The following is a 26,067-nucleotide window of genomic DNA, read 5'->3' on the forward strand; positions in this document are numbered from 1 at the left end:
GAACCGTGCTCTCAACAACGACACGCACAGAACACTCCCGACCGCCCTCACCACCACTCGATCGGCACTACCCGCCAACACCCGGTCGGCACCACGCGTCCCCGGCTCGACACTCCCCGCCACCCGGTCGACACCGCGCGTCCCCGTGGTCCGCACCGCACGCCCCTCGTCAGCACCGCACCCCATCGTCGCCAGCACGCCCGGTCGTCGCCACACGACGCCCGGTCGTCGCCACACGACGCCCGGTCGTCGGGACCGCACGCCAACCGGTCGGAACTGCACGCCCGCGGTCGGCACTGCCGCGCTCCAAGGTCGATGCCGGCCCGGCTGCTCAGTCGGTGCTGATCCAACGCTGACCGCCACCTCGCACGCTGGTCCGGACAGCCGAAACAGAGCGAAAGGACCGAACATGGCATCGAAGATCGTCGGATTCGAACAGCAGCGGATCGAGGCCGGTGGGGGTGTGTCGCTGAACGTCGCTGTCGGCGGCTCCGGCAGCCCGATCGTGCTGCTGCACGGCTTCCCACAGACGCACCTGATGTGGCGGCACGTCGCCGCCGACCTGGCCGCCGATCACACCGTGATCTGCCCGGATCTGCGCGGCTACGGCGACAGCGACAAGCCGGTCGACACCGGCGAGACGTACTCGAAGCGCACCATGGCCGCCGACATCGTCGCGGTGGCGCGAGCACTCGGCCACGACAGGTTCGCGCTGGTCGGTCACGATCGCGGCGCCCTGGTCGCGATCCGTGCCGCGCTCGATCACCCGGACACGATCACCCACTTGGCGTCGCTGGACGTCCTGCCCACCCTCGACACCTGGGACGTGATGCACGGAACGAGCGCGGCGGTCGGCTTCCACCTGTACCTGATGGCGCAGCCTCCATGCCTCCCCGAGCAGATGATCGCCGCGAGCGCCGACGCGTTCTTCGGCCACTTCCTCGATATCTGGACGCAGGATCCGGAGGCGATTCCCGCCGACGTGCGCGCCGACTACCTGCGATCCTCCCGGGAAGCCGTCGTTTCGATCGTCGCCGACTACCGCGCATCGGCCGGAATCGATATCGAACACGACACGGCCGACCGCGAGGCGGGCAACCTGCTGCGCATGCCGGTGACTGTGCTGCAACAGGATTGGGGCGCAGCGCTCGGCTTCGACGGTGCCGCCCGGTGGCGGGCCTTGGCGCCGGAGCTGGAGCACACCACGGTCGCCTACGGGCATTTCATGGCCGAAGAAGCACCCGCCGATGTCGTCAAAGCGGTACGCGCCCTCCTGGGTCGGTAGCGCCGAGTAACGGGCGCGGGTCGATCGCGAATCCGCCGGGTTTCGATGTTTTCCTGCGATTGACCCGCGTTCACTTCACACTTATCTTCTGGCAAACGCCGTATGAGGGCAGCGTTTTCACCCGGGAGCAAAAATGACCCAAGCCCACACACCATCCGATGACGAACGCAGGCTCGCCGAACTCGGCTACAAGCAAGAACTATCCAGATCCTGGTCGGGGTTCTCGAACTTCGCCATCAGCTTCACCATCGTCTCCATCCTGACCGGCGGACTGGCCAGTTACGGAATCGGTTTGGCCAATGGCGGGCCCATCACCATGGCCTGGGGTTGGCCGCTGGTCTCGGTGATGGTGTTGTTCGTCGGCCTGGCGATGGCCGAATTGGCCTCCGCCTACCCGACGTCCGGCGGCCTCTATTGGTGGGCGTCCGAGTTGGGCGGTCCGGTGTGGGGTTGGTTCACCGGGTGGTTCAACCTGATCGGCCAGATCGCGGTGACCGCGGCGATCGACTACGGCGCCGCTATCTTCACCACCGCGGTGCTGAACGTGATCGGTATCGACATCGGAACCGACCGCACCGCAATCTTTGTGGTCTACATCGTCATCCTGGTCCTGCACGCCGTGCTGAACGCGATCGGTCCGCACCTGTCGGCGGTGATCAACAACGTCTCGGCCTGGTGGCACGTCGGCGGCGTGGCGATCTTCGTGATCGTGCTCGGGTTCGGGGCGAGCAACCATCAGAGCGTCGGGTTCGTGTTCACCCAAACCGTCGACAACAGCGCGGTCGGGTTCGGCGGGGTGGCGTTCAGTTTCCTGCTCGGATTGCTGCACGCCCAATATACTTTCACCGGATACGACGCGTCCGCCCATATGTCGGAGGAAACGCACGATGCGGCGCGGACGGCGGCGAAGGGCATCATCAACACGATCATCGTGTCGGCCGTCGCAGGTTATCTGCTCATCATGGCGGTGACCTTCGCCATCCCGAATCTCGACGATGCCCTGGATCCGGCGAAGAACAGCGGCTATCCGGTCATCTACATTCTGCAGAACTCGCTGAATTCGTTCTGGTCGGGCCTGCTGCTGCTCATCGCCGCCATCGCGCAGTTGTTCTGTGGATACGCCTCGGTCACCTCCGCCTCCCGCATGCTGTTCGCGTTCTCGCGCGACGGCGCGGTGCCGGGATCGGCGCTCTGGTCGAAACTTTCGGCGCGCAAGGTGCCGGTGAACGCGGTGCTGTTCATTTCGTTCTTCGCGTTCGTCCTGCTGATTCCATCGATGCTGGTTCCCGCCGAGAACGCACCGACCGCCTATGCCGCGGCCACCTCGGTCGCCACCATCGGCCTCTATATCGCCTACGGCATCCCGATCCTGTTGCGCCAGCTGCGCGGCAGCCGATTCCACACCGGTCCTTGGCAACTCGGCTCCTGGTATCGACCGATCGGCATCATCGCGCTGGTCTGGATCGTGTTCATCAGCCTGCTGTTCATCCTGCCGACCGACGACCGCGGCTATCCGTGGAATAACGAATTCACCTGGAACACCGTGAATTACGCGCCGATAACCCTCGTCGTCGTAGTCGGCGCGATCGGGCTCTGGTGGCTGGTGTCTGCCAAGCGCTGGTTCACCGGACCCAAGCGCACGTTCGCGGAACCGGACGCGGGCGCGTCCGAAGATGAGGCGCCCGTCAGCGCCTGACACGGTCAAGGCCTGCCGCCGGTGGCCAGCTCAGCGGCGGCGGGCCCAATCCTGTCGACCGCGTAGGACTCGGGAGCTGTGTGGCGCGTGATCGTCAGGCGATCGAGCCGCGTGACCGTGGGCTTGTTCCAGTGCACCGGCGGCGAGGAAGTGGACCGCCTCACCTCCGCCGATCCCGCTCTGCCGCGGTTATCGGGGATCGGGACAGCAGCGAGGACTGAGATCCGGCCGATGTTGACACGTGCGCCGCAGCGGCGTGTACTCAGCAGCTGAGCATTCGTCCAGTGAGCCGCGCCGGCGCGTCTTTCGTCGCATTCCGTCGCCGGGACCGAGAGGAACGCGATGAGCGAGGATACGAGTAAGCGTGGCGAGAAGCTCGCCTACACCGGGGTGGCGGCGCAGGCCGAGGCAGTCCGGTCCGGCAAGGTGACGGCCGTCGAGCTGACCGAGCAGACGCTGGCTCGGATCGAGCGGTTACAGCCACGGTTGAACGCGTTCACTCGGGTGCTCACCGATCAGGCGCTGGCCCAGGCTCGCGAGCTCGATGATCAGCAGGCGCGCGGGGTGCAACTCGGGCCGCTGCACGGGGTGCCGATCGCGATCAAGGACGAGGTCGATGTCGCGGGGGTGCCGACCACGTTCGGCGGCGCGGGCAATACCGCGCCCGCCCCGGCCGATGCCGAGCTTGTGCGACGGCTACGGGCGGCCGGGGCGATCATCGTCGGTAAAACCACGTTGCCGGAGTTCGGCACTTGGCCGTTCACCGAATCGGCGGCGCACGGTTACACCCGCAACCCGTGGGACCCTACCCGGACGACCGGCGGCTCGAGCGGTGGCTCCGCTGCGGCCATCGCGGCGGGCATCGTCGCGGCCGCCACCGGTGGCGATGGTGGCGGCTCGATCCGGATACCGGCGGCGTGCTGCGGCCTGTTCGGTCTCAAACCGCAGCGGGGCCGCGTCAGCACCGCACCACATTGCGACCTGTGGCGGGCGCTCGGCACGCTGGGCGTGCTCACTCGGACCGTGGCCGACAGCGCCCTGCTCTACGGAATCATCAGCGGCAGCAACGCGGTGGACCGCTGGCAGGCGCCCGAAACCAGCTTCACCGCAACCGAACCCCCCGGCCCGCTGCGGATCGCGGTATCCCTCCGGTCTGCCGTGCCCGGAATCCGGCCCGATGCGGAATGCGTTGGGGCCGTTCGCGCGACTGCGGACGCACTCGCCGGGCTCGGCTATCACGTCGATGACTTCGATCCGCGCTACCCCGATGTGACATCGGCCTTCGTCCCCCAATTCCTCGGCGGGATCAGGGAAGAGGCCGACCGGGTTGATCGCCCGGACCTGCTCGAGGGCCGGACCCGCAGGATCGCCGCCGCCGCCCGCGTCGTCGCGCCGCAACCCGTACTGCGCTGGGCCGAACGTCGCGGCGAGCAGGTCGCCGCGACCGTCAACCGCGTCTTCGACAGCTACGATCTGCTGCTGACTCCGACACTGCCACATCTCCCCGGGCCGGTCGGCCGACTCGACGGCGTCGGGGTGCTGCGCGCCCTGCTGCGTAGCGTGCCCATGACCAGCTACACCGCACTCTGGAACGTCTGCGGCAACCCCGCCGCCGCGATTCCCGCAGGTTGGTCGACGACAGGGCTGCCCCTCAGCGTCCAACTGGTCAGCCGGCCCAATGACGAACTCGGAATCCTGCGCGTCGCAACGCAACTCGAACAAGTACGCCCCTGGGCCGACCGCTGGCCCACTCTCGATCCGGCTTGACTAAATCGCGGCCACCCGCGCTACCAGTTCGACAACCTGTTCGGTGAATTCGAGCGGGTTGCGGTCGGGCATCAGGTCCAGTTCCATCCGTCTCCTCCATGTGCCGACGCGCGCCGACAACCTGATTCCCCGAGAGCGCGGTGACGAAGCCCGTCCGACCGACCTCAGAGGGGCTGCTATTTCACGAAGCGGCTACTGCGCCGCCTCCAGATACACCGGCACCTGCCCGTGCCCGTTCGAAATGAAGCTCGCCACGGTCCCCAACTCCGACGGATCCGCGGCCAAACGCATGTTCGGGAAGCGCTTGAAGATGGCCGGAAGCGAGACGGTGGCCTCGAGCCGGGCCAACGGTGCGCCCAGGCAGTGATGGACGCCGTAACCGAAGGCCAAATGCTCCTTCGAGGCCCGCTTCGCCGCCACCCACAGGAACAGCGGCCAGTCCTGCGGCACTTCACCATTGATGAACGCGGGCCAGGCTGGCTGGCGTCCTTCGACACCCGGGCGTCGATGAGCAGTTACTTCAGCAGTTCGGCATCGGTCACCGACCACACCCGCACGCCACCGGGCAACTCGACCAGTGTGACCGGTCCACGCTCACGAATACGCGCGGACTCACCCTGGATGTCAGTGCCCGTGGGGTCCAGGGCAATTGGTTGTAGGTCCATCGGGATCTCCTTAACACCTAAAACACTGGCAACGGTGGGGATTCGGGGAAGACGACAGGCAAGGAGACCAGTGCTCGGTGGAAGGGACCCGGCCGCCAGCTGAGGTCTTCGGCAGCCACGGCAAGTTGCATTTCGGGCAGTGCATCGAGCAGTTGATCGATGGCATCCTGCGCGATCAGGTACGCGATCGATCGGGCAGGGCAGGCGTGCGGCCCGACACCCCATGCCAGATGCGAGCGATTGTCGGTGTAGCCCCCGGAGCCGATGGCGGGGTCGTTGTTGCACCCGGCCATGCTGATGACGACCGGCTGGTGCGCGGGTAGCCAGATACCGTCGATCAGGATCGGCTGCTTCGGATAGGAGACGCAATAGTTGGCCATCGGCGGGTCGGTGAACAGCACCTCGTCGAGGGCGTCGCGGGTGGACAGGCTGCCGCCGAGGTATGCTCCGGCGAACCGATCGTCGGTCATCATCAGCAGCAGCGTGTTGACGATCAGATTCTGTTGCGGCTCGATGCCCGCGCCGTACAGGGTGACCAACTGGTGGATCATCTCCACGTCGTCGAGCCCGGTCGGGTGCCCGAGCAGCCGCGAGGTGATGTCGTCGTCGGGTGCGTCCCGCTTCATGGTGACCAGTTCCAGCAGCGCGTCGGTGAGCATCGCGTTGCCCTTGTCGGCGTTCACGCCCTCGAAGATCGCCGCCATCCCCATCGCCACCTGATGCCCGATCTCCGGCGTGCAACCGAGCATGGTGTTGAGCACCTCGAAGCTGAGCGGGAAGGCGTACTGGCTGATCAGGTCGGCCGCACCGTCGGCGCAGAAGGTGTTGACCAGTGGGATCGCGATCTTCTCCACGATGTCGTGCAGTGCGTGCCGATCGACCTCGTTGATACTGGCGGTATTCGCCTGCCGGTACCTGGCGTGCTCCAGACCGGCGCTGCGCAGCGCGTTCGGCCGCCACTCCAGCATGGGCAGGACGGGGCACTCACCTGGCACGTTCTGCTGCCAGGCGCGCGGATCGGCAGGGAAGTGGTCGGGATCGTTGAGAATCCCTATGGCTACGTGGTATCCGATCACCAGGGTGGCCGGCACGCCGGGCGACAGCTCCACCGGTACCAGCGAGCCGTGCTGGCGGCGCATATCGCGATAGGCGCGGTGTGGGTCTTGCGCGAATTCTTCGGAGTAGAGCGAAACTCGGGGGCCGTCGGTATCGATTGGCGATCCGTGCGGCATGGGGCTGCCGGATCGCATGTGCTGCCGGGTCAACGACGTGACTCCAGACGCTGAAACAGGAATTCTACGAGCGTGATCAAGGACCGCAGGCACGTACCCCTATTACGTGCGTCGAGGGATGTCAGTGGGGTGCCGGCCGCCAGGTCGAGCGCGTCCCGGATCTCTTCGAGCGGATACGGCTTGGCGCCTTGGAACTGGTTGACCGCCACCGAATACGGAACGCCGCGCTCCTCGAGTACCGACAGCACCTCGTCGGCCTTCTCGATGCGCCGGGTGTCCACAAGCACCAATGCGCCGAGTGCACCGCGCGCCAACTCCTCCCACAGCGGCACGAACCGCTTCTGGCCCGGGGTACCGAAAAGGTACAGCGCGAGTTCGGGATTCAGCGTGATGCGGCCGAAATCCATGGCGACGGTGGTCTGCGATTTGCCCGGTAGGCCCGCCATATCGTCGACGCCGACGCTCGCCTCGGTGATCGTCTCCTCGGTGCGCAGCGGCTTGATCTCCGAGATGCTGTTCACAAAGGTGGTTTTGCCGACACCGAAATTGCCTGCCACCAAGAGCTTTACCGACCTGGTCACAGTGTCGGGCACATAGTCGACGGCGCGCTCAGGCCGGGAGAGCACGGAGCCCATTGAGTACCTCCTCCAGCAAAGAGATTTCCGGCAGGACAGCCGCCGGGGTGGGTATGACCAGGTGCTCGGTATCGAGCAGATCGGAAATGACGATCTTCACCACCGAGGGCGGCAGATCGAGATAGGCCGCGACCTCGGCGATCGAGAGCGCGCTGCGGCGACTGCAGAGATTCAGCACCTGGCGCGCGTCCGGACTGGCGCCAGGTGGTGGGTCCTTTGCGGCGAGAACCAAAGTGACCAGATCCAATTCGCGACTGGCACGCGTCCGCCCGCCGGTCCGCACATATGCGCGGACCAGATCGGGATCACGCCGCGAGCCGCTCACGGAAGGCCGCCGCTATCAGCCCTCCCCCGCGGCTGGCTACCGAGCTCGTGCCCCACTCGGGCGGCGAGCTCGTTCATGCGGTGCGCGATCAGGCCGACATCGGTCTCCGCCGTGGTGGAGACGCCGAGCAGTGCGCCCTCGCCAGCGGCGGTGATGAGGATCATGCCCTCGTCGTATTCGGTCATGTTCTGCCGCACACCGTTATTCGAGCCGCCGCAGAACTCGCCGAGCGCCTTGCCGAGCGACCGCAGACCCGATGCGGCGGCGGCGAAACGTTCGGCGTCATCCTTAGACACACCGCCGGAGTGCGCGATGCGCAGGCCGTCATCTGACAGTAAGACCGCGAATCTGACACCCGGAGCGTTGAGATCCTCGAGTAGCCAACCCAGTTTGTTGGCGCTGTCGGCCCCCGCCGTAATCGGTGTGCCCATCAGGATGTCATCCCTTCGGTGTGGTCGGATGGGGTGGAGTTGCGAATAACCGGTATACCTTCGCCAGCGGTATCAGTGCTCTCGCCGGCCGCGGCCCGACCGCTTTTGGAGCCGGTCTGCCAGGCGGCCGCGATATCGGGCCGAGCCAGTACGACCTCGGGTTCGGTCGAGGTGATGCGCGGAGCTGTCGGCGCCGGCATCGACGCGGCCGCCCGACGCCGCCGCTTGGGCAGACCTCCGCTGGTGATCTCGTGCATGGTGAAAGGCTCGTCGGCGAGCGGCTGCTCCCGTATCCCAGCGGACACGGGTACCGGTGCCTCCTCGCGCGGCGTCTCGGCGACTGGCGCGGCCGTCGCGGCGGGCTGGGACGTGGCGGCGCTCTCGTCGGCCGCGGTCTGTGCGACGAGCAGGGCCTCGGGGATGTAGACCATCGCGCGCATACCGCCGTAGATGTTGGGGCCATCGATGTAGACGGTGAACCCGTAGCGGCGGGCCAGCGCCGCGATACCGGGGAAACCGACCCTTGGCGACGGGCCGAGTTGGTGGATGTCGACCGGGCGTTCGTGCGCGAGCACCTGCCTGGCTTCCTCCATCTGCTCGGAGTTCATCCGCACGCCCGCATCGTCGATGATGACGGTGACGCCGTGGTGGCCCTCCTGAAAACTAATGTCCACGAAAGACGTTGGCGGGGAGTAGCGCAACGCATTGTCGAGCAGGGTCGCCATGGTGTGCACCAGGGGTTCCACCGCCCGGCTGATGATGACGCGGTCGAGTTGGCTGGGCCGCACCCGCAGGTAGTCGCGGACACGGCCGGTGGCGCCTCCGACCACATCGGTGAGCGACTGCGCAGGCCAGCGTCGACCGGGCAGACCGCCACACACGATCACATACGACTGCGCCTGCCGCAGCATCTGCTGCACGGTGTGGTCGATGCGGGTCAGGGTGGCGTAGACCTCGTCGTCGCGATGCTCGCGCAGCGCGGCGCTGACCACTTGGCTGACATCCGCGCCGAGGCTGACCACCGACGTGCCGAAGGAGCGCACCGCCGCACTGGTGGCCGCGCGCGAGGAGTTCTCGACCTCGGCGCGCGCGGACTCCTGGGCGGTCTTGACCGCCGCCCTGGCGTTCTCCTCGGACTCATGTGCCTTGTCCTCGGCCTCGCGCAGGATCGTCTCCCGCGTCTCGGCGTGCACGAGTCTCAGGTCATCGGCATAACGCTCGGCAATCCACCGCAGGCACTGCGCGAACAGCGAATGCTCCATACCCACCGGCACGTCGACCGCGGGCATCGGAACGTCGGCGTGGCGGACCGACTCCGCCACCGATGGCAATGTGTTGGCCGCCAGATGCTCGACGGCTCCCTCGAGCGCTCGATTCTGCTGCATCAGCGCGTCGGCGCGGGCCCGCTGCGTTCTGGCGAACTGCAGTGCCCACAACGCCGCCGCCACAGCCAGCACGAGCGCGGCGGCGAGGATCCATGAAAGCACCACGGCGATATCTTGATTCATCAGCTCTCTCGTCGTTGGCGGTCGGACGCGACGACTGATTCCGCGTGATGCCACAGCCTGCTGCCACAGCGCTTCGTCTCACCTTCCTCGCGGCGCCGACCATGAGTAACCCTCGTCGAATGAGGTTGCGTCGGAGGACCAGAGCTCCAGCGAGGCTCCGGAGGTCTACGCATTCGACCTCGCAATGCCTGTCGGACAGGCGATTCCAAGCTCAATCGCAGACCGAACAGAGCGAGTCCAACCAGCACCCAGGACCCGACGACTCGCCCACCCTAGCAGCATTGCCACGAAGTCTCTCTGCATACGACTGCGAGCTTGTGCATGAGCTTCGGTGTGGCGGAGTCGATCTCGGGGAACGCCCAGCTTGCGGCTGCGGCCGGGCTAGCGGGACGCCGCACCCGCTTGCTCGGGATCCAGGTCCGCGGGCGGCTGGGTAATACAGGGTCGAGACCGCGCAATCGCCACGCCCGCAAGACACAGCACGCCACCGACGATGGTCAGCGCGCCGGGTACCTCATCGAGCGCGAGCCACGACATCAGCACGACGAGCGCTGGAACCGCGTAGGTCGTCACGCCCGTCTTTCCGGCCGTCGTACGGGCCAACACGTAGGCCCAGGTGGTGAATGCCAACGCCGTGGGGAAAACGCCCAGGTACATCAGACTCAGCGTCGACGACGACGGCGCGGCGGCCACCTGGGTGACCAGCTGACCCGCGAACGGCAGGCACGCGATCGTCCCGATGACACTGCCGAAAGTGGTCGCCTGCAGTGCGGAGGCATGGGTGAGCGCGGGCTTCTGCGCGATCGTCGCTGCGGCCCAGACGATCGCGGCGACCAGACACAGGACGACGCCGAGTAGCGCGGTGGCGCCACCATCGGATGTCGAGAACCCGACGATGATCGCACCGGCGAACGACACCGCCAGCCCCGCCATCAGCCGCGCCGGAAACCCCTCCCGCAGTAGCCAACCGCCCAGTACGGCGATCAGCACCGGACCGATGTTGACGACCATCGCGGCGGTGCCCGCGTCGAGGTGTTGCTCACCCCAGTTCAGCGCGACCATATACACGCCGAACCACAGCACGCCCGAGACGATGATGCCCGGCCACGCGCCGCGGGCGGGTAGCCCCTCGCCCTTCACCACCAGAATCGCCACCAGCGTGACCGACGCGGTCGACAGTCGACCGAGCGCCAGCGCACCCGGCGAAAAGTCCTGCCCTGCGGCGCGAATGAACACGAATGCCGATGCCCACAGCACCACCGTGCCCGCGGCCGCGCCGAGGGCTCGCCGATCATTGGACCGTTCGTCATGCACCATCAATCGAACGCTAAGTCAGCGGCGGCACATTTTCTAGCGAGTTTCGGCCATCGGCCTCGACCGTGCGGCGTCGCGCTAGCTCAGCCAGATCGGACAGAAGGTATGCCCGACCGGATCGGAGTAGACGCGGAACCGGTCGATCTCCTTGGCCTGCACTGGTTTCGCGCCGACTGCGAGTGCCTTCGGCTCGGCAACCTCGATGTCGTCGGCCAGGATGTCGAGGTGGATCTGCTGGGATGCCTCGGGATCCGGGAAGTGCGGCGGCTTGTACTGCGGCGTCGCCTGGAAGGCCGGCCGCGGATAGCCGGGCGTCAGCGTGGGAAACACCGACGCCCGGCCGCACCGTGCGAGGTTCGCGGTCAGTGCACCACGGCCGCCGGTGCGTCGGCGACCACCAGCGTCTTCTGCTTCGTCCGCGGCAGGAAGAATGCCGGGATCAAGGTGGCGATGATGAGCACCAGCGCCACGATGTAGGTGTGGCTGAACGCGGTCGCGGCCTGATTGAGACCCTCTTGGATCGCGCCGGGCGGAACCTTCTGCGCGATGGTCGGATCGAAATTCGACGCGATCGCGGGCCTGGCGAGCGGCTGGTTGTTCAGCAGGTTCGTCAGGACCACCGACATGGTCGCGGTGCCGATCGATCCGGCGGTCTGGTTGATGATGTTCATCAGCGTCGAGCCGCGGGCAACCTGCTGGTGGCTCAGGGTCTGAATCGCCGCGGTCATGATCGGCATCATCGTGCAGCCCATACCGAGACCGGACACGAACAACGCCGCGCACATGGCCACGTACGAGGTGTCCGCTCCGAGCTGGATGAAGAAGGACATGCCGATCGCCAGCAGCGCTATGCCGGCAATCACGATCTTGCCAGGACCGATCTTGTCGACGAAGCGACCGGCGATCGGCATCGTGAGCATCGCTCCCAAGCCCTGCGGCGCGATCAGCAGACCGGCCTGCAATGCCGATTCACCGCGCACCTGCTGCAGGTACGTCGGCAGCAGCAGACCCGCGCCGAAGAACGCGCACGCGAACAGCACCATGGTGAGCACCGAGAAGGTCAACGCCCTGTTGCGGAACAGGTGCAGGTCGATCAGCGGATGCTCGGTGCGCAACGCATGGAAGACGAACGCGACCATCAGCAAGAGCCCGAGAGCCGCGGAGATCAACACCTTCGGTGAGGCGACTGTCCCCTCGCCGGGAATCGACGACACACCGAACAGGAACAGCGCGAGACCGGGCGAAGCCAGCAGCATGCCGAGGAAGTCGAAGGATTCCGAGGGTTCCGGCTTGTCCGACGGGAACACGATGAAGGCCAGGATCAGCGCGACGATGCCGATCGGCAGGTTGATCATGAAGATCCAGTGCCAGCTGAAGCTGCCGATCAGCCAGCCACCCAGAATCGGGCCGCCGATCGGGCCGAGCAGCATCGGCACGCCGAGCACCGCCATGACGCGACCGACGCGCTGCGGACCGGCCGCGTGCGTCATGATCGTCATGCCGAGCGGCATCAGCATGCCGCCGCCGATGCCCTGGATCACGCGGAAGGCAATGAGCGACTCGATGTTCCAAGCCGTGCTACACAGGATCGAGCCGAGCACGAAGAACGTCAGCGCCATCATGTAGAGCCGCTTCGTGCCGAACCGGTCGGCTGCCCAACCGGTCATCGGAATGACGGTGGCGAGCGCCAGGGTGTAGCCGGTCATCGTCCACGCGGCGATCGCGTAGCTGGTGTCGAATTCGCGTTGGAAGGTGGGGATCGCGACGCTGACGACCGTGATGTCCAAGATCGACATGATCGCGCCGAGCACGACCACGCCTGCCACCTTGAACACGGCCGCATCTAGCTTGTCGTTTGTCGGGTCTGGCCCCGACTGCGTATCCGGAGGATAGGTCACCGGTTAAGGGTGTCATCCCTTCGCTCAAAGAACCAGCGTATTCGGGTTCTTTCGATTGGCGTGGCGAAAACGTTCGATCCGGTCCGAGTCGGCGTGGTGCAGTTGGCCGTCGGCGATGTCCTCGCAGATGATCGACTACGGCTTCAAGGCCGTACGCGATTCGCTCACTGCCGCCAACCAGACGGTCTCCGACGGCCGGATCGGTCGGACCATCGGACGCACGATGTTCCGAGTAGCCGAGGCCGTCCCGTCGCTCGAGCGAAAGATGTTCGCGGGCTTCGGCTCCGAGTAGTTCACGATTGCGGTCCGGCGATAAGCCTGTCCGCCGACCGGCCACCGCGACCTGCTGATCGCCATCGGCAGCTGGACGATCATCGCGATGGGCGGGCTGCAGTACTCGGCGCCGATACCGAATTGCCTTGGAGGACGAGGGGAAGCAGCTCGGCGACGCGGTCTCGGACACCACCGTGCCGCTCTTGCTCGGCGCCGCCCTGCTGGTGGGGTTGGCCTGGCGGCTACGGCGCAACGGCAGTCGCGACGCGGCTGTCGAGAACGATCAGTAGGTCGATAATTCGCCTTCGGCGGCAGGATCGAACTGAAGGATGCTGGGCCGGTGAGAACGAGAGTGCATGAAGTCTCGAAGAATTGAGCTTCGTCGAACCGCCCCGCCGGACGACCTCCCGTGCTTCAATGAACGCCTAGAACGTGTTTCAATTGGAGGTGGCCATGGCCACACCGTCGATACCGGCGGGGTTCGATTTCACCGATCCAGATCTGTGGGCAACGCGCCGACCGATCGAGGAGTTCGCCGAGCTGCGCCGATCCGCGCCGGTCTGGTGGAACGCACAACCGAACGGCGTCAGCGGATTCGACGACGGTGGCTACTGGGTGGTCACCAAACTCGAAGACGTCAAGGAGATTTCCCGGCATCCGGAGATCTTCTCGTCGACCGAAAATACCGCGATCATCCGCTACCAGCCCGAGATCACCCGCGAACAAATCGACGTGCAACGGGTGATCCTGCTGAATATGGACCCGCCCGCGCACACCAAGAGTCGCCGCATCGTGACGAAGGGATTCACACCGCGCGCGGTGGAGAGCCTGCGGGGCGCGCTCACCGAACGGGCGGCGGCCATCGTGCACGAGGCGAAGAAGAACGGCAGCGGAGATTTCGTCGAGCTGGTCGCCTCCGAACTGCCGCTACAGGCGATCGCCGAACTACTCGGGGTGCCGCAGCAGGACCGCAAGAAGCTGTTCACCTGGTCGAATCAGCTGATCGGCTCCGACGATCCCGAGTTCAAGGGCGGCTCACAGACCGCGCAGCTCGAACTGACCGGCTATGCCTGGAATATGGCCGAGGATCGACGTAAGTGCCCCGCCGACGATATCGTCACCAAGCTGGTCAATGCCGATATCGATGGCGAACATCTCGGCTCGGACGAGTTCGCGTTCTTCGTCATCCTGCTGTCGGTGGCGGGCAACGAAACCACTCGCAATTCGATCACGCACGGCATGAAGGCATTCGTGGACAACCCCGCTCAATGGGAGCTCTTCCGCGAACAACGCCCGCGCACCGCGCCCGATGAGATCGTGCGCTGGGCGACCCCGGTGACCGCCTTTCAGCGCACCGCGACCCGCGATGTCGAACTCGGTGGCCAACTGATCAAAAAGGGCCAGCGCGTCGGAATGTTCTACAGCTCGGCCAATTTCGACGAGGACGCCTTCGACGAACCGTTCACCTTCGATATATTGCGCGATCCCAACCCGCACGTCGGCTTCGGCGGCGCCGGAACGCACTATTGCCTCGGAGCGAACCTGGCACGCCTGGAGATCGACCTGATGTTCAACGCCATCGCCGACGCCATGCCCGATATCAGCCAGGTCGCCGAGCCCGAGCACCTGCGGTCCGGCTGGCTCAATGGCATCAAGCGCTGGGAAGTCCGGTTCGATTGACATCCTCCCCGCCCTGAAGTGAAGGGCGGGGATTCCGGTCTGCATGGCTTACGCCGCGCTCCCGGCGGGTTCCTGCTTCACAGCCGGTCGCTCGACCGAAGTCGAGACTGACACCAGCTCCACAGGCGTTGACCTGTCCGCACGTCCTGCGGCCAGAATGTTCTTCGCGGCGTTCACATCCCGGTCGTGGGCGGTGCCGCACGTGCACGTCCACTCCCGGACATGCAGGGGCTTCTTGCCGCCGACAGCCCCGCACACGGAGCACATCTGCGTCGACGGAAAGAATCGGCTTACTTTGCCGAAGGTCCGCCCATACCGGGCGGCTTTCTCCTCCAACATGCGGGCGAACATGCCCCAACCCGCATCGTGAACAGACTTCGCCAACCTCGTTCGAGCCAAACCCTTGACACACAAATCCTCGACGTACACCGCTTGGTTATCACGGATAATCCTCGTGGAATGCTTGTGCGCCCAATCCTTGCGTGTATCGGCTACTTTGGCATGCGCCTTGGCGACTTCGACCCGAGCCTTGTCACGGTTTTTGCTGCCCTTTTCCTTGCGGGACAATGCCTTCTGACGCTTCCGCAACCTGCGTTCGGCGTGCCGCAGGAACTTCGCAGACTCGATGACCTTGCCGTCGGACAGGACCGCGAACGTCGTCAACCCCAGGTCGATACCGACCTCGGAATCGACCATCGGCAACGGCTGTTCCCCGGTTTCCACCACGAACGACGCGAAGTACCTGCCAGCCGCATCCTTGATCACCGTCACCGACGACGGCCGAAGGTAACTCCCGTGACCAGCGCCCCTGCACGTCGCCGATCTTCGGCAAGCTCAGCTTCCGGCCGGGCGTGATACTGAACCGGGCGTTGCGGGTGAACCTGATCGACTGACGATTGTCCTTGCGGGAACGAAAACGCGGCGCAGCGACCTTCGCGCCCCTGCGTTTCCCTGTGATCGAGCCGAAGAAATTCCGGTACGCCGTGTTCAGATCCGCCGACGCCTGCTGCAACACCACCGAAGAAACGTCCGCCAGCCACACCCGTTCCGGGTTTTCTTCATCTGCGTCAACCGTTTGGACAGTTCACCATCCGACAGGTACGGCAGCCCATCGGCCCGCGCGTCCTGACGTGCCCGCAACGCATCGTTGAACACCACCCTTGCGCAGCCGAACGCCTTCGCCAACGACGCCTGCTGGCCCGCGGTCGGGTAGAGGCGGAAGTTGTATCGAAGCTGCACCCCGATATTCTATCATTGGTTTATGACCGAAGACATACACATCCGCACTGGTAGAAACTGTGTTTTCGTGCTGCACGCACACTTGGTTTTCGTCACCAAATACCGGCATCGCGTGTTCACCGACACTCACCTCCAGCGCATGGAACAGATCATGCGCGACGTATGCGCCGACTTCGAGGCCGAACTGGTCGAGTTCAACGGCGAAGCCAATCATGTTCACCTGCTGGTGAACTTCCCCCCAAGGTCGCCCTGTCCAAACTGGTCAACTCCCTCAAGGGAGTGTCGTCGCGTCGGCTGCGCCAAGAGTTCCCCGAACTGGTCCGCCACTACTGGCGTGCCCAGCGTCTCTGGTCCGGCTCCTATTTCGCCGGTTCCGTCGGTGGCGCTCCGATCTCGGTGCTGCGTCAGTACATTGAGCAACAGGACCACCCCGTCTAGGGCACGCTCGCCCGCTACGCGGACTCCCGCGTCCGCCTTCATCACCGCCCTGAAGGACGGCGCACTAGCAGACATTTGGTAGCGGCCGCCTCATCCGATGCCCTGCGAGCATCAGTTGATGTCCAAATGGTGTTGGACACGCATCAGTCCAGCGTCCTAGCCTTCTGTCACGTCGAGCGGCGAGTGATCCAGACCACACTCACCGCCGGACCCAGGAGGACAACGATGTGTGAAAGCGGCAGGCCCCCGGCCGTCGAGCGGATCCGAATCGGTGCCGTATGAGTGATCATCGAATTCTGATCACCGGCGCCGCGGGCGGTATCGGCTTGAAGATGCGCTCCCGGCTGCAACGTCCCGACCGCGTGCTGCGGTTGCTGGACCTGGAAGCGGTGGATCCGCCCGCACCCGGCGAACGCGTGGAGATCATCCCCGGTTCGCTCACCGATGCCGCGACGATGGCGGCGGCCTGCCGGGATGTGGACGCGATCATCCATCTCGGTGGGATCAGCAGGGAGGACAGCTGGGACCGGGTGCTGGCCGTGAATGTGGACGGCACGCATACAGTGCTGGAAGCCGCCCGCCAGGCCGGTGTGTCCAGGATCGTGCTCGCGTCCAGCAATCACGCCGTCGGGTTCCGGGTGTTCGGCGAGTCCGGTCCCGACGGCATCCCGGGAGACGCCGCTGCGCTGCCGGACACCTATTACGGCGTCAGCAAGGTCGCCGTCGAGGCGCTGGGCGGCCTCTATCACTCCCGCTTCGGCATGGACGTGATCTGCGTGCGGATCGGTTCCTGCTTCGATCGCCCCAATGATGTTCGGGGACTGTCGATGTGGCTGTCTCCGGACGATTGTGCGCGACTGTTCGAGGCCTGCCTGTCGGCGGAAAAGCCCGGCTATCGGGTGATCTGGGGCGTATCGGCCAATACCCGCGCGGCCGTATCCCTCAGCGAGGCAATGGAACTCGGCTACCGCAGCGCCGACGACGCCGAGCAGTTCGCCGCGAAAATCCTTGGCCGAGACCCCGGACACGCCACCGGCCCGATATACGTCGGCGGCCCTTTCGTCGAAACTCCGCTCGGCAAGCCGAACCCGTTGTAACGCCCGCATCTTTGCGTTCCGAAAACGCATGGCGCGATACCAAAATCGAATCGGGATTTCTCAAACCCCGCTCTATCGGCATGTGACGCCGATAGCACTTGCTCCATCGCGAAAGAAGAGCACCCCATGCAGTACAAATCACTGGTACCCACAAAGTCGGGCACCGGAATCAATGTTCGTTTCCTATACTTCTTCGGTGCTCTCGGGGGCATCCTGTTCGGCTACGACCTCGGGGTGATCTCCGGCGTCCTGTTGTTCATCAAGAAGTCCTGGCATCTCACGTCACTGACGCAGGGCGTCATCGGTGGTTGCCTCGCCGCAGGCGCGATAATCGGTGCGGCCCTTGCCGGTCGGGTCACCGATCGGCTCGGGCGCAAGCGCAGCATTATGCTCGCCGCGGTGATCTTCGCGATCGGAGCCATCGGCTGCGCCGTCGCTCCCAATGTGATCGCGCTGATCGGCGCCCGGTTCATCACCGGAATCGCGGTCGGCTGTTCGTCGGCGACCGTGCCCACCTATTTGTCCGAGCTGGCTCCGACCCGAGCGCGCGGCGCATTGTCGACGTTGAACCAGTTGATGATCGTGTCCGGCATCCTGATCGCCTACATCGTGGACTGGGCCTTCTCCGGGTCCGGGAACTGGCGGGCGATGTTCGCGGTCGCGGCGGTCCCGGCGATACTGCTGCTGGTAGGCATGTCCTTCCTGCCGGAAACGCCGCGCTGGCTGCTGAAGGCCGGTCGCGAAGACGAAGCGCGCGCAGTATTGGCCAGCACCCATCGCGCCGACGAAATCGATGCCGAGATCAGCGGCATTCAAGCGGTCGCCCAATTGGATGCGCAGCACAAGGGACGGTTGCGAGATCTGCTGATGCCGTGGGCGCGACCGGCATTGGTCGTCGCGCTGATTCTGGCCGTCGGTCAGCAATTCTCCGGCGTGAACGCGGTAAATCTTTATGCGCCAACGATGTTCACCGACTTGGGTTTCGGTAATTCGACCTCGCTCCTGGCATCCATTGTGCTCGGCGCCGTGAAAGTGGCGTTCACCGCATGGGTGATCTTCATGGTGGACCGCTGGGGTCGCAAGCCGCTGCTGTTGCTCGGCAATGTCTGTATGGCCGTCTCGTTGTTCGCGCTCGGCCTCGTGGTGCTCACCGTGCACAATTCCACTGTTACCGGCCTCACCACGCTGATCCTGCTCAACGTCTACCTAGCCGGTTATGAACTCGGCTGGGGCGCGGTGGTCTGGGTCATGATGGCGGAAATCTTCCCGCTGCGGGTGCGTGGTGTCGGCATGGGTGTGGGCAGCGTGGTGCTGTGGTCGTCGACCTTCACCATCACCTTCGTGTTCCCGGTGATGAACGACCACCTCGGGCTCGGCTACTCGGCCTGGATCTTCGCCGGGGTCAGTGTGGTGTTGTTCGCACTGGTGACCAAGTTCGTGCCGGAGACCAACGGCCGCAGTCTGGAACAGATCGAATTGGATCTGCGGGCCCGGGTCGGCGGCGGCCGTGCCACCAAGGCGGCGTGAGCGGATGCCGATGACCGATCGCGTGACCACGGTATACGTCTCGAACGCCGACAGTCGTGAGATCTCGATGCTGCACCTGGATTCCACCGGCGCCTTGGCGCCGGTGGAGCGGGTGCCGGTCGCCGGCACCGTGATGCCGCTGGCGGTGAGTCCGGATCGCCGGTATCTGTATGCGTCGCTGCGTTCGGCGCCGTTCACGGTCGCGGCGTTCGCGATCGACCAGGCGACCGGGCGGCTGACCGCGCTCGCGAACACCGCACTGCCCGACAATATGTGCTACCTCGCCACCGATCGGACCGGACGGTTCCTGCTGGCCGCGTCCTATACCGGCGACAAGATCACGGTCAGTCCGATCGGCGCCGATGGCGCGGTGGCGGCGCAGCCGGTCGAGGTCATTGCCACTGCGCGGCATGCCCATTCGATCGTGACCGGTCCGTCGAATCACCAGGTGTTCGCGGCGGTGCTCGGCGGCGACGAGATCCTGCAGTATCGGTTCGATCCCGCCTCCGGCGCGCTGACACCGAACCAGCCGCCGTTCGTCGCGACCAAATCTGGCTCTGGCCCAAGACATCTCGTGTTCCATCCGAGCGGGTGTGTCGTCTATGCCTCGAACGAACTCGACGGCACGGTGAACAGCTACCGGTTCGATACCGACGCGGGCACGCTCGCGCGGGTCGCCTCGGCATCGGTGCTGCCCGCGGATTTCGACGGCACGGATCCCGCGACCTCGGATCTGCGGGTCACCCCCGGCGGTGACTTCCTCTATGTGGCCGAGCGGACGTCGAGCACCCTCGCCGGGTTCCGCGTCGACGGCGCGACCGGCACGCTCGACCCACTCGGGCACACACCGACCGAAACCCAGCCGCGCGGCTTCGCCATCGATCCGCACGGCCGGTTCCTGGTGGCGGCGGGACAGCAGTCCGACAGCCTGACCAGTTACGCGATCGACCCCGACAGCGGCGCACTGACCCCGCTGCACCGCTGTCCGGTCGGCCGCAATCCCAACTGGGTCGACATCGTCGAGCTCCCCGCATCGTGAGTTGGCGCGGCGAACCACGGCCGCGCATATGCGGCACGAGTATCAGTCAATGCCGAAATGGGCTTGGACGAGTATCACTGCAAGGCCATAGCCTGCGAACAGATCGATGCACGGGTGTCGCACCCGACCCCGCTGCGGCTCAGGAGGAAATGATGTCGGATAGTGACGCGGTACAGGCCGATACCGGTCGGGTCACGTCCATGCTGTCGCTGGAACAGCTCCGCGGGTTCGTGACGGTGGCCGAGGAGGGCAGCTTCCGCCGCGCCGCGGAGCGCCTTCGGATGACCCAGCCGCCGCTGAGCAGGCAGATCCAGAAGCTCGAGCGCGATATCGGTGTCGAACTCTTCGACCGCACCCAGCGGCAGGTCGAGCTCACCCCGGCCGGGGTGGTCTTCCTGACCGAGGCACGCAGACTGCTTGCACTGGCCGAGGCGGCCCCCGGTACCGCCCGGTTGGTTGCGGCGGGCCGAGCGGGCACGGTGCGGATCGGCTTCACCGCGGCGTCCGGGTTCGGCTTCCTCGGCCGGTTTCTCAACCACATCGAAAAGGGACTCTCCGATGTCGAGGTGGTGCTGCGGGAGATGGTGAGCTCCGAGCAGTTCGAGAATCTGCGCAGCGGCAAACTGGATCTCGCCCTGGCCCGGCCGCCGTTCGATCCGGCCGAATTCGATTCTCGGCTGGTGCATTCCGAGCATTTGGTACTTGCCGTGCCGGAGCGGCATCGGCTAGCCACCGACGGTCCCGTCGAGGTCGAGGAGCTGGGTGGCGAGGCGCTGCTGGTGTACGCGCCGGGTCCGGCACGCTATTTCGCCGACCTGGTCACCCGCATCCTGGCCGCGGTGCCCTACACCTCGACGCACGAGCTGACCCAGGTGCACACCATGCTCGCGCTGGTGGCCGCGGGCCGCGGCTTGGCGCTGGTGCCGGAGTCCGCCACCCACCTGCACCCCGACGGCGTGCGGTTCCGGCCGCTCGACGGCATCGACGACCCGGCCGTCCTGCACGCGGTGTGGCGTCGCGAGTGCGCGAATCCGGCCCTGCATCGGGTGGTCGGCTTGCTCGAGTCGCTGCCGCCTGCCCGATGACGCTCACCCTGACGGACGCATGCTTCCCACGATCATCTCGAGGAGAATTACCGTGTCACACCTATCCGCCGAAGAACTCGGCCCCGCACTAGGGCAGGGGCTCTTGTCGTTCCCCGTCACGCATTTCGATGCCGACCTCGCCTTCGACGAGGCCGCCTACCGCAAACACATCGCCTGGCTCGCCCAGTACGAGGTCGCCGGGCTGTTCGCCGCAGGCGGCACCGGCGAGGGATTCTCGCTGACGCCGGCCGAGATCGACCAGGTGGTGCGCGCGGCGGTCGCCGAGACCGCGGGCCGGATACCGGTGATCGCACCGGCCACCGCGGGCACCGCCTCGGCCATCGAACAGGCCAAGGCCGCCGAAACCGCAGGCGCCGAAGGCATTCTGCTGCTGCCACCGTATCTCACCGAGGCGGGTCCGGAGGGTCTGGTCGAACACGTCGCTTCCGTCTGCGCGGCGACATCACTCGGCGTGATCTTCTACAGTCGCGCGAACGCCACCTGCAATGACGTGACCTTGGCGCGGATGGCCGAGCGCTGCCCGAACCTCGTCGGGTTCAAGGACGGTGTCGGCAATATCGAGATGATGACCCGGATCTACGCCCGGCTGGGCGATCGGCTCACCTATATCGGCGGCCTGCCGACCGCGGAGACCTTCGCCCTGCCGTACACCGAAATGGGCGTCACGACCTACTCGTCCGCGATCTTCAACTTCCTGCCGGAGTTCGCCCTCGCGTTCTACCGGGCGGTGCGGGCCCGCGACCGCGACACCGTTTACCGGTATCTGCGCGAGTTCGTCATCCCCTATCTGGACATTCGCGACCGCCGACCCGGCTATGCGGTGTCGATCATCAAGGCTGGACTCGCCGCCATCGGCCGCCCCGCCGGACCCGTGCGCCCGCCGCTGACCAACCTCACCGACGCGGAACTCACCGAACTCACCGCACTGGTCTCGACGTTCGCCGCAGCGGAGGCACCGTGATCACTGCACCGGGCGCGGCTACGCTGGATCGGATCATCGAGGTCAAGATTTCCTCGGTCGCGCTGCCGCTGCCCACCGGAATCAGTGACGCGAAGGTGCTCACCGGCAGGCAGCAGCCGATGACCGAGATCGCCGTGCTGTTCGCGGAGATCAGCACCGCGACCGGCCTGGAAGGTATCGGCATCAGCTACGCAAAACGCGCGGGCGGGCCCGGCCAGTTCGCGCACGCCCGCGAGCTCGCGCCGGTGCTGCTCGGCGAAGACCCCAGCGATATCGCGAAGATCTGGGACAAGCTGATGTGGGCGGGCGCGTCGGTCGGCCGCAGCGGACTGTCGGTACAGGCGATCGCCGCGTTCGATATCGCGCTGTGGGATCTGAAGGCCAAACGCGCGGGGCTGCCGCTGGCGAAACTCCTTGGCTCCTACCGTGATTCCGTGCGCTGCTACAACACCTCCGGCGGCTTTCTACATGCCTCGATCGAGGAAGTGCTCGACCGGGCGGGCGAGTCGCTGGAGCGCGGTATCGGCGGTATCAAGCTCAAGGTCGGTCATCCCGGCAGCAGCGTCGACCTTGCGCGGCTCACTGCGGTGCGGGAGAAGCTCGGCGATGAGGTGGCCTTGATGGTCGATGCCAACCAGCAGTGGGACCGGGCCACCGCGCGGCGCATGTGCCGGGCAATGGAGCGGTTCGGACTGGTGTGGATCGAAGAACCATTGGACGCCTATGACTTCGAGGGCCACGCGCAGCTCTCGTCGACCTTCGACACCTCGATCGCGACCGGCGAAATGCTGACCAGCGTCGCCGAGCACGCCGAACTCATTCGCGCGCGCGGCGCCGATATCGTGCAACCCGATGCGCCGCGCATCGGCGGCGTTACCCAGTTTCTGCGGGTGCTGGCGCTGGCCGAACGCGAAAATCTTCAGCTGGCACCGCATTTCGTGATGGAGGTGCACGTTCATCTCGCGGCGGCCTATGCCCGCGAACCGTGGGTCGAGCATTTCGAGTGGTTCGACCCGCTTTTCAACGAGCGCCTCGAGATCGCCGACGGCCGGATGCATTTGTCGGCACGCCCCGGCCTCGGGGTGACCCTCAGCGAGCATGCCCGCGCCTGGACCGAGGCCGAAAACACGATCCGGGCCTGACTTTTCAGGAGAATCATGGACACCGCACCGAACGAACTCCAGCGCATCATCACTGCCGCGACCGATGCCGCAGCCCGTATCGCGGACAGCACACCGGCCGAGCGCGGACGATGGCTCACGCACCTCGCGGACGCGCTCGATGCCGCGGCCGACGAACTCGTACCGCTCGCCGCCGCGGAAACCCACCTGCCCGAAACACCGCGGTTGCGTGGCGAATCGGCGCGCACCACGTTCCAGCTGCGGCTGTTCGCCGAGGTGCTTGCCGACGGCGAATTCCTCGCTGCGACAGTCGATCACGCCGATCCCAGCTGGCCGATGGGGCCGCGACCCGACATCCGGCGCACCGTTGTTCCGATCGGACCGACGCTGGTCTTCGCCGCGAGCAACTTCCCGTTCGCGTTCAGCGTCGCTGGCGGTGACACCGCCGCCGCGCTGGCCGCAGGCTGTCCCGTCGTGCTGAAAGCCCATCCAGGGCACCCGCACTTGTCCGACCGCACCGGCAGAATCGTGCGGGACGCGTTGGCGGCCGCCGGTGCCCCGGACGGCACGTTCGAGGTCATCCACGGTGTCGACGCGGGCACCGCCGCACTGCGTCATCCCGACATCGCCGCTGCGGCCTTCACCGGTTCGGTTGCGGGTGGGCGGGCATTGTTCGACATCGCGACATCGCGGCCACGGCCGATCCCGTTCTACGGCGAACTGGGCAGCGTCAATCCGGTGGTGGTGACGCCGGGCGCGGTGCGCGCCCGCGGCAGGCAGATCGCCGAGGGCTATGTGGGATCGTTCACTCTCGGCGCGGGACAGTTCTGCACCAAGCCCGGGCTGCTGTTGTTGCCCACCGGGCACGGCCTCGCCGACACGCTGCGTTCGGCCGTCGCAACGGTGCCCGGACAGCAGCTGCTCAACAGTCACATTGCCGACGGCTACCGCGCCCGCGTCACTCAGGTTCGCGGGTACCCCGCTGTGACAACCATTTCCGCGCCCACCGCCGACAGCGCACCGACCGAGCCGACCCTGCTCGGCGTGCGTGCCGCCGACTTCCTGGCGGCTGGGGAGGTGTTGCGGACGGAATGCTTCGGGCCTGCCTCGATCGTGGTCGAGTACGACGGTTCCGACGAACTGGCACAGTTGCTCGAACAGCTCGAGCCCGGACTAACTGCCACCGTGTTCGCGCAGGACGACGAGGTCGACGATGTCCGTGCGCTGCTGCCCGCACTGACCGCGCTGGCCGGTCGACTCATCTGGAACGACTGGCCCACCGGCCTCACGGTCAGCTGGGCACAGCAGCACGGTGGCCCATACCCGGCGACCACCGCACCGACAACGACATCGGTCGGCGCCGCGGCGATCACGCGGTTTCTGCGCCCCGTCGCCTGGCAGGGCTTTCCCGACAGCCTGCTCCCGCCCGCCCTGCGCGAGGCCAACCCCTGGCGGCTGCCGCGCCGCATCGACGGCAAGCACAGCTGACCCACTCCGAAAGGCGACCATGTCACCGGTCATTACAGATGTTCGACTCACTCCGATCCTCATCGCCGACGCGCCCCTGCTGAATGTCGGTGGCGTACACCAGCCCTACACGCCACGGCTGATCGTGGAGATCGAAACAGACAGTGGCGCAGTCGGTCTCGGTGAAACCTATGGCGATCGCGTATACCTCGACCTGGCGACCGAACTCGCTCCCCCGCTCGCCGGAATGCCGGTCGCGGCGATCAACTCGATCCGCCTGCTCGGCACGGAACACTCCGATGGCCGAGTGCTGGAAGACAATCCGGTCGCCGGTGGTCTGCGCGGCACGCTCACCACCGACAAGATCCGACTCAGCGTGATCTCCGCTTTCGAGACCGCCGCACTCGACGCGCACGCTCGGGAACTCGGGATGCCGGTGCACGCCCTGCTCGGCGGCAAGGTCCGTGACCGCGTCGACTACTCCGGCTACCTGTTCTACAAGTGGGCCGAACATCCGGTCCCCGGCGCGCCTACCGACGATTGGGGCGAAGTGGTCGACCCCGAGGGTGTGGTTCAACTTGCCCGAAAATTCGCTGCCTACGGCGGATTTCGTTCGTTCAAGCTCAAGGGTGGCGCGTTCCCTCCCGAGGAAGAGGTCGCCGCGATCCAACTGCTGGCCAAGGAGTTTCCCGACCACCCACTTCGGCTGGACCCCAACGGCGGCTGGTCGCTTACCACGGCAACGACTGTCGCCGAACAACTTTCCGGTGTCGTGGAATACCTCGAGGATCCCACCGCACGCCTCGACGATATGGCCGAACTCCACCGCCGCACCGGCACGATCCTCGCCACCAACATGGTCGTCACCGCCGTCGACGAAATCCGTCCCGCCTTCGACGCCAACGCGGTGCAGGTGGTGCTGTCCGACCACCACTTCTGGGGCGGCCTGCTGGCCACCCGCGACCTCGCCGCCGTCTGCCGCGCCTACGGCAAAGGCATTTCGATGCACTCCAACACCCATCTTGGCATCAGCCTCGCCGCAATGACCCAGGTCGCCGCCACCATCGCCGATCTCGACTACGCATGCGACACCCACTACCCCTGGCAGAGCGACGACGTCATCACCGCGCCGCTCACCTTCACCGACGGCGCCGTCGAAGTCACCGACACCCCCGGCCTCGGCGTCGAACTCGACCGCGACGCTCTGGCTCGGTTACACGATCGCTGGCTGTCCATGCCCGACATGCACGACCGAAACGACGTCACTGCCATGCGCGTCGCCGATCCCGCCTACCAACCACCGAGCTCGCCCAAATACTGAGAACCGGTTGCCGCTCCGGACCTTTCGTGCCTCGCCGGGATG

The 26,067-nt window shown here is 65.9% G+C and carries 26 protein-coding genes and 1 pseudogene; 15 read left to right on the forward strand and 12 right to left on the reverse strand.

Going from position 1 to position 26,067, the window contains the following annotated elements; all coding sequences use genetic code 11:
• The first annotated feature begins 409 nt into the window (after positions 1-409).
• The 3 genes from ACV7NQ_RS00460 (at position 410) to ACV7NQ_RS00470 (ending at position 4,748) form a co-directional block, all read left to right on the forward strand.
• A complete protein-coding gene (locus tag ACV7NQ_RS00460; RefSeq protein WP_463357751.1) occupies positions 410-1,285 on the forward strand; it encodes an alpha/beta fold hydrolase in 876 nt (291 codons plus the stop codon).
• Positions 1,286-1,418: 133 nt separating this feature from the next.
• Positions 1,419-2,981 carry an amino acid permease gene (locus ACV7NQ_RS00465; protein ID WP_463357752.1) on the forward strand — a complete coding sequence of 521 codons (1,563 nt, stop codon included), beginning with the start codon at positions 1,419-1,421 and terminating at the stop codon, positions 2,979-2,981.
• Between the two features lie 342 nt (positions 2,982-3,323).
• A complete protein-coding gene (locus ACV7NQ_RS00470) occupies positions 3,324-4,748 on the forward strand; it encodes an amidase (protein ID WP_463357753.1) in 1,425 nt (474 codons plus the stop codon).
• A gap of 192 nt (positions 4,749-4,940) precedes the next feature.
• On the opposite strand, the gene ACV7NQ_RS00475 is transcribed toward ACV7NQ_RS00470, so the two are convergent.
• From ACV7NQ_RS00475 to ACV7NQ_RS00520, 10 genes are all read right to left on the reverse strand, one after another.
• Positions 4,941-5,198 (reverse strand): cytochrome P450, encoded by a 258-nt coding sequence (locus ACV7NQ_RS00475; protein WP_463357754.1) that lies wholly within the window; start codon positions 5,196-5,198, stop codon positions 4,941-4,943.
• 65 nt (positions 5,199-5,263) lie between these two features.
• Positions 5,264-5,413 (reverse strand): hypothetical protein, encoded by a 150-nt coding sequence (locus ACV7NQ_RS00480; protein ID WP_463357755.1) that lies wholly within the window; start codon positions 5,411-5,413, stop codon positions 5,264-5,266.
• 17 nt (positions 5,414-5,430) lie between these two features.
• Positions 5,431-6,663, reverse strand: a complete 1,233-nt coding sequence (locus ACV7NQ_RS00485) for a cytochrome P450 family protein (protein WP_463365474.1) — start codon at positions 6,661-6,663, stop codon at positions 5,431-5,433.
• Between the two features lie 11 nt (positions 6,664-6,674).
• Complete coding sequence (locus ACV7NQ_RS00490; protein ID WP_463357756.1) at positions 6,675-7,280, reverse strand: GTP-binding protein; 606 nt, start codon at positions 7,278-7,280, stop codon at positions 6,675-6,677.
• On the reverse strand, positions 7,255-7,605 hold the full coding sequence (locus ACV7NQ_RS00495) for a DUF742 domain-containing protein (RefSeq protein ID WP_463357757.1): 351 nt from the start codon (positions 7,603-7,605) through the stop codon (positions 7,255-7,257). Before ACV7NQ_RS00495 ends, ACV7NQ_RS00490 begins: the two co-directional genes overlap by 26 nt.
• Complete coding sequence (locus ACV7NQ_RS00500) at positions 7,602-8,036, reverse strand: roadblock/LC7 domain-containing protein (protein ID WP_463357758.1); 435 nt, start codon at positions 8,034-8,036, stop codon at positions 7,602-7,604. Before ACV7NQ_RS00500 ends, ACV7NQ_RS00495 begins: the two co-directional genes overlap by 4 nt.
• Positions 8,036-9,544 carry an ATP-binding protein gene (locus ACV7NQ_RS00505; RefSeq protein ID WP_463357759.1) on the reverse strand — a complete coding sequence of 503 codons (1,509 nt, stop codon included), beginning with the start codon at positions 9,542-9,544 and terminating at the stop codon, positions 8,036-8,038. The genes ACV7NQ_RS00500 and ACV7NQ_RS00505 overlap by 1 nt, the downstream gene beginning before the upstream one ends.
• Positions 9,545-9,925: 381 nt before the next feature.
• Positions 9,926-10,861 (reverse strand): DMT family transporter, encoded by a 936-nt coding sequence (locus ACV7NQ_RS00510; RefSeq protein ID WP_463357760.1) that lies wholly within the window; start codon positions 10,859-10,861, stop codon positions 9,926-9,928.
• 75 nt (positions 10,862-10,936) lie between these two features.
• A complete protein-coding gene (locus tag ACV7NQ_RS00515) occupies positions 10,937-11,188 on the reverse strand; it encodes a VOC family protein (RefSeq protein ID WP_463357761.1) in 252 nt (83 codons plus the stop codon).
• A 32-nt stretch (positions 11,189-11,220) separates the two neighbouring features.
• On the reverse strand, positions 11,221-12,756 hold the full coding sequence (locus ACV7NQ_RS00520; RefSeq protein WP_463357762.1) for a DHA2 family efflux MFS transporter permease subunit: 1,536 nt from the start codon (positions 12,754-12,756) through the stop codon (positions 11,221-11,223).
• Between the two features lie 115 nt (positions 12,757-12,871).
• On the opposite strand from ACV7NQ_RS00520, the gene ACV7NQ_RS00525 reads away from it, so the two are divergent.
• The 3 genes from ACV7NQ_RS00525 (at position 12,872) to ACV7NQ_RS00535 (ending at position 14,709) form a co-directional block, all read left to right on the forward strand.
• Complete coding sequence (locus tag ACV7NQ_RS00525) at positions 12,872-13,048, forward strand: hypothetical protein (RefSeq protein ID WP_463357763.1); 177 nt, start codon at positions 12,872-12,874, stop codon at positions 13,046-13,048.
• Between the two features lie 127 nt (positions 13,049-13,175).
• A complete protein-coding gene (locus tag ACV7NQ_RS00530; RefSeq protein ID WP_463357764.1) occupies positions 13,176-13,319 on the forward strand; it encodes a hypothetical protein in 144 nt (47 codons plus the stop codon).
• 163 nt (positions 13,320-13,482) lie between these two features.
• Complete coding sequence (locus tag ACV7NQ_RS00535; RefSeq protein WP_463357765.1) at positions 13,483-14,709, forward strand: cytochrome P450; 1,227 nt, start codon at positions 13,483-13,485, stop codon at positions 14,707-14,709.
• Positions 14,710-14,757: 48 nt separating this feature from the next.
• Here the strand turns inward: ACV7NQ_RS00535 and ACV7NQ_RS00540 are convergent, their stop codons facing one another.
• Both ACV7NQ_RS00540 and ACV7NQ_RS00545 read right to left on the reverse strand, forming a co-directional pair.
• Positions 14,758-15,480 (reverse strand): RNA-guided endonuclease InsQ/TnpB family protein, encoded by a 723-nt coding sequence (locus ACV7NQ_RS00540; protein ID WP_463357766.1) that lies wholly within the window; start codon positions 15,478-15,480, stop codon positions 14,758-14,760.
• 216 nt (positions 15,481-15,696) lie between these two features.
• Positions 15,697-15,948: a helix-turn-helix domain-containing protein gene (locus tag ACV7NQ_RS00545; RefSeq protein ID WP_463357767.1), complete on the reverse strand. Its 252-nt coding sequence runs from the start codon at positions 15,946-15,948 to the stop codon at positions 15,697-15,699.
• A gap of 22 nt (positions 15,949-15,970) precedes the next feature.
• Between ACV7NQ_RS00545 and tnpA the strand changes: the two are divergent.
• The 9 genes and pseudogenes from tnpA (at position 15,971) to ACV7NQ_RS00590 (ending at position 26,025) form a co-directional block, all read left to right on the forward strand.
• A pseudogene (gene tnpA, locus ACV7NQ_RS00550) lies at positions 15,971-16,386 on the forward strand (IS200/IS605 family transposase).
• Positions 16,387-16,664: 278 nt separating this feature from the next.
• The gene (locus tag ACV7NQ_RS00555; RefSeq protein WP_463357768.1) at positions 16,665-17,483 is read left to right on the forward strand and encodes an NAD-dependent epimerase/dehydratase family protein; all 819 of its coding nucleotides are present in this window, start codon (positions 16,665-16,667) and stop codon (positions 17,481-17,483) included.
• Between the two features lie 126 nt (positions 17,484-17,609).
• On the forward strand, positions 17,610-19,010 hold the full coding sequence (locus ACV7NQ_RS00560) for a sugar porter family MFS transporter (RefSeq protein WP_463357769.1): 1,401 nt from the start codon (positions 17,610-17,612) through the stop codon (positions 19,008-19,010).
• 10 nt (positions 19,011-19,020) lie between these two features.
• A complete protein-coding gene (locus ACV7NQ_RS00565; protein WP_463357770.1) occupies positions 19,021-20,049 on the forward strand; it encodes a lactonase family protein in 1,029 nt (342 codons plus the stop codon).
• 152 nt (positions 20,050-20,201) lie between these two features.
• The gene (locus tag ACV7NQ_RS00570; protein ID WP_463357771.1) at positions 20,202-21,134 is read left to right on the forward strand and encodes a LysR family transcriptional regulator; all 933 of its coding nucleotides are present in this window, start codon (positions 20,202-20,204) and stop codon (positions 21,132-21,134) included.
• Positions 21,135-21,186: 52 nt separating this feature from the next.
• On the forward strand, positions 21,187-22,116 hold the full coding sequence (gene kdgD, locus ACV7NQ_RS00575; RefSeq protein WP_463357772.1) for a 5-dehydro-4-deoxyglucarate dehydratase: 930 nt from the start codon (positions 21,187-21,189) through the stop codon (positions 22,114-22,116).
• Entirely contained in the window at positions 22,113-23,258 is a 1,146-nt protein-coding gene (locus tag ACV7NQ_RS00580) for an L-talarate/galactarate dehydratase (RefSeq protein WP_463357773.1), read from the forward strand. The genes kdgD and ACV7NQ_RS00580 overlap by 4 nt, the downstream gene beginning before the upstream one ends.
• Positions 23,259-23,273: 15 nt before the next feature.
• Positions 23,274-24,725 (forward strand): aldehyde dehydrogenase (NADP(+)), encoded by a 1,452-nt coding sequence (locus ACV7NQ_RS00585; protein WP_463357774.1) that lies wholly within the window; start codon positions 23,274-23,276, stop codon positions 24,723-24,725.
• A 19-nt stretch (positions 24,726-24,744) separates the two neighbouring features.
• A complete protein-coding gene (locus tag ACV7NQ_RS00590) occupies positions 24,745-26,025 on the forward strand; it encodes an enolase C-terminal domain-like protein (RefSeq protein WP_463357775.1) in 1,281 nt (426 codons plus the stop codon).
• Positions 26,026-26,067 lie beyond the last annotated feature (42 nt).

It is taken from the genome of Nocardia sp. Tas62D01, from assembly GCF_055232035.1.

Bases quoted from the DNA above. Each gene is read 5' to 3' on its own strand.
- ACV7NQ_RS00460 (WP_463357751.1), top strand. From the start codon at position 410: ATGGCATCGAAGATCGTCGGATTCGAACAGCAGCGGATCGAGGCCGGT.
- ACV7NQ_RS00465 (WP_463357752.1), top strand. From the start codon at position 1,419: ATGACCCAAGCCCACACACCATCCGATGACGAACGCAGGCTCGCCGAA.
- ACV7NQ_RS00470 (WP_463357753.1), top strand. From the start codon at position 3,324: ATGAGCGAGGATACGAGTAAGCGTGGCGAGAAGCTCGCCTACACCGGG.
- ACV7NQ_RS00480 (WP_463357755.1), bottom strand. From the start codon at position 5,413: ATGGACCTACAACCAATTGCCCTGGACCCCACGGGCACTGACATCCAG.
- ACV7NQ_RS00485 (WP_463365474.1), bottom strand. From the start codon at position 6,663: ATGCGATCCGGCAGCCCCATGCCGCACGGATCGCCAATCGATACCGAC.
- ACV7NQ_RS00490 (WP_463357756.1), bottom strand. From the start codon at position 7,280: ATGGGCTCCGTGCTCTCCCGGCCTGAGCGCGCCGTCGACTATGTGCCC.
- ACV7NQ_RS00500 (WP_463357758.1), bottom strand. From the start codon at position 8,036: ATGGGCACACCGATTACGGCGGGGGCCGACAGCGCCAACAAACTGGGT.
- ACV7NQ_RS00505 (WP_463357759.1), bottom strand. From the start codon at position 9,544: ATGAATCAAGATATCGCCGTGGTGCTTTCATGGATCCTCGCCGCCGCG.
- ACV7NQ_RS00510 (WP_463357760.1), bottom strand. From the start codon at position 10,861: ATGGTGCATGACGAACGGTCCAATGATCGGCGAGCCCTCGGCGCGGCC.
- ACV7NQ_RS00525 (WP_463357763.1), top strand. From the start codon at position 12,872: ATGTCCTCGCAGATGATCGACTACGGCTTCAAGGCCGTACGCGATTCG.
- ACV7NQ_RS00535 (WP_463357765.1), top strand. From the start codon at position 13,483: ATGGCCACACCGTCGATACCGGCGGGGTTCGATTTCACCGATCCAGAT.
- ACV7NQ_RS00555 (WP_463357768.1), top strand. From the start codon at position 16,665: ATGAGTGATCATCGAATTCTGATCACCGGCGCCGCGGGCGGTATCGGC.
- ACV7NQ_RS00560 (WP_463357769.1), top strand. From the start codon at position 17,610: ATGCAGTACAAATCACTGGTACCCACAAAGTCGGGCACCGGAATCAAT.
- ACV7NQ_RS00565 (WP_463357770.1), top strand. From the start codon at position 19,021: ATGACCGATCGCGTGACCACGGTATACGTCTCGAACGCCGACAGTCGT.
- ACV7NQ_RS00570 (WP_463357771.1), top strand. From the start codon at position 20,202: ATGTCGGATAGTGACGCGGTACAGGCCGATACCGGTCGGGTCACGTCC.
- ACV7NQ_RS00585 (WP_463357774.1), top strand. From the start codon at position 23,274: ATGGACACCGCACCGAACGAACTCCAGCGCATCATCACTGCCGCGACC.
- ACV7NQ_RS00590 (WP_463357775.1), top strand. From the start codon at position 24,745: ATGTCACCGGTCATTACAGATGTTCGACTCACTCCGATCCTCATCGCC.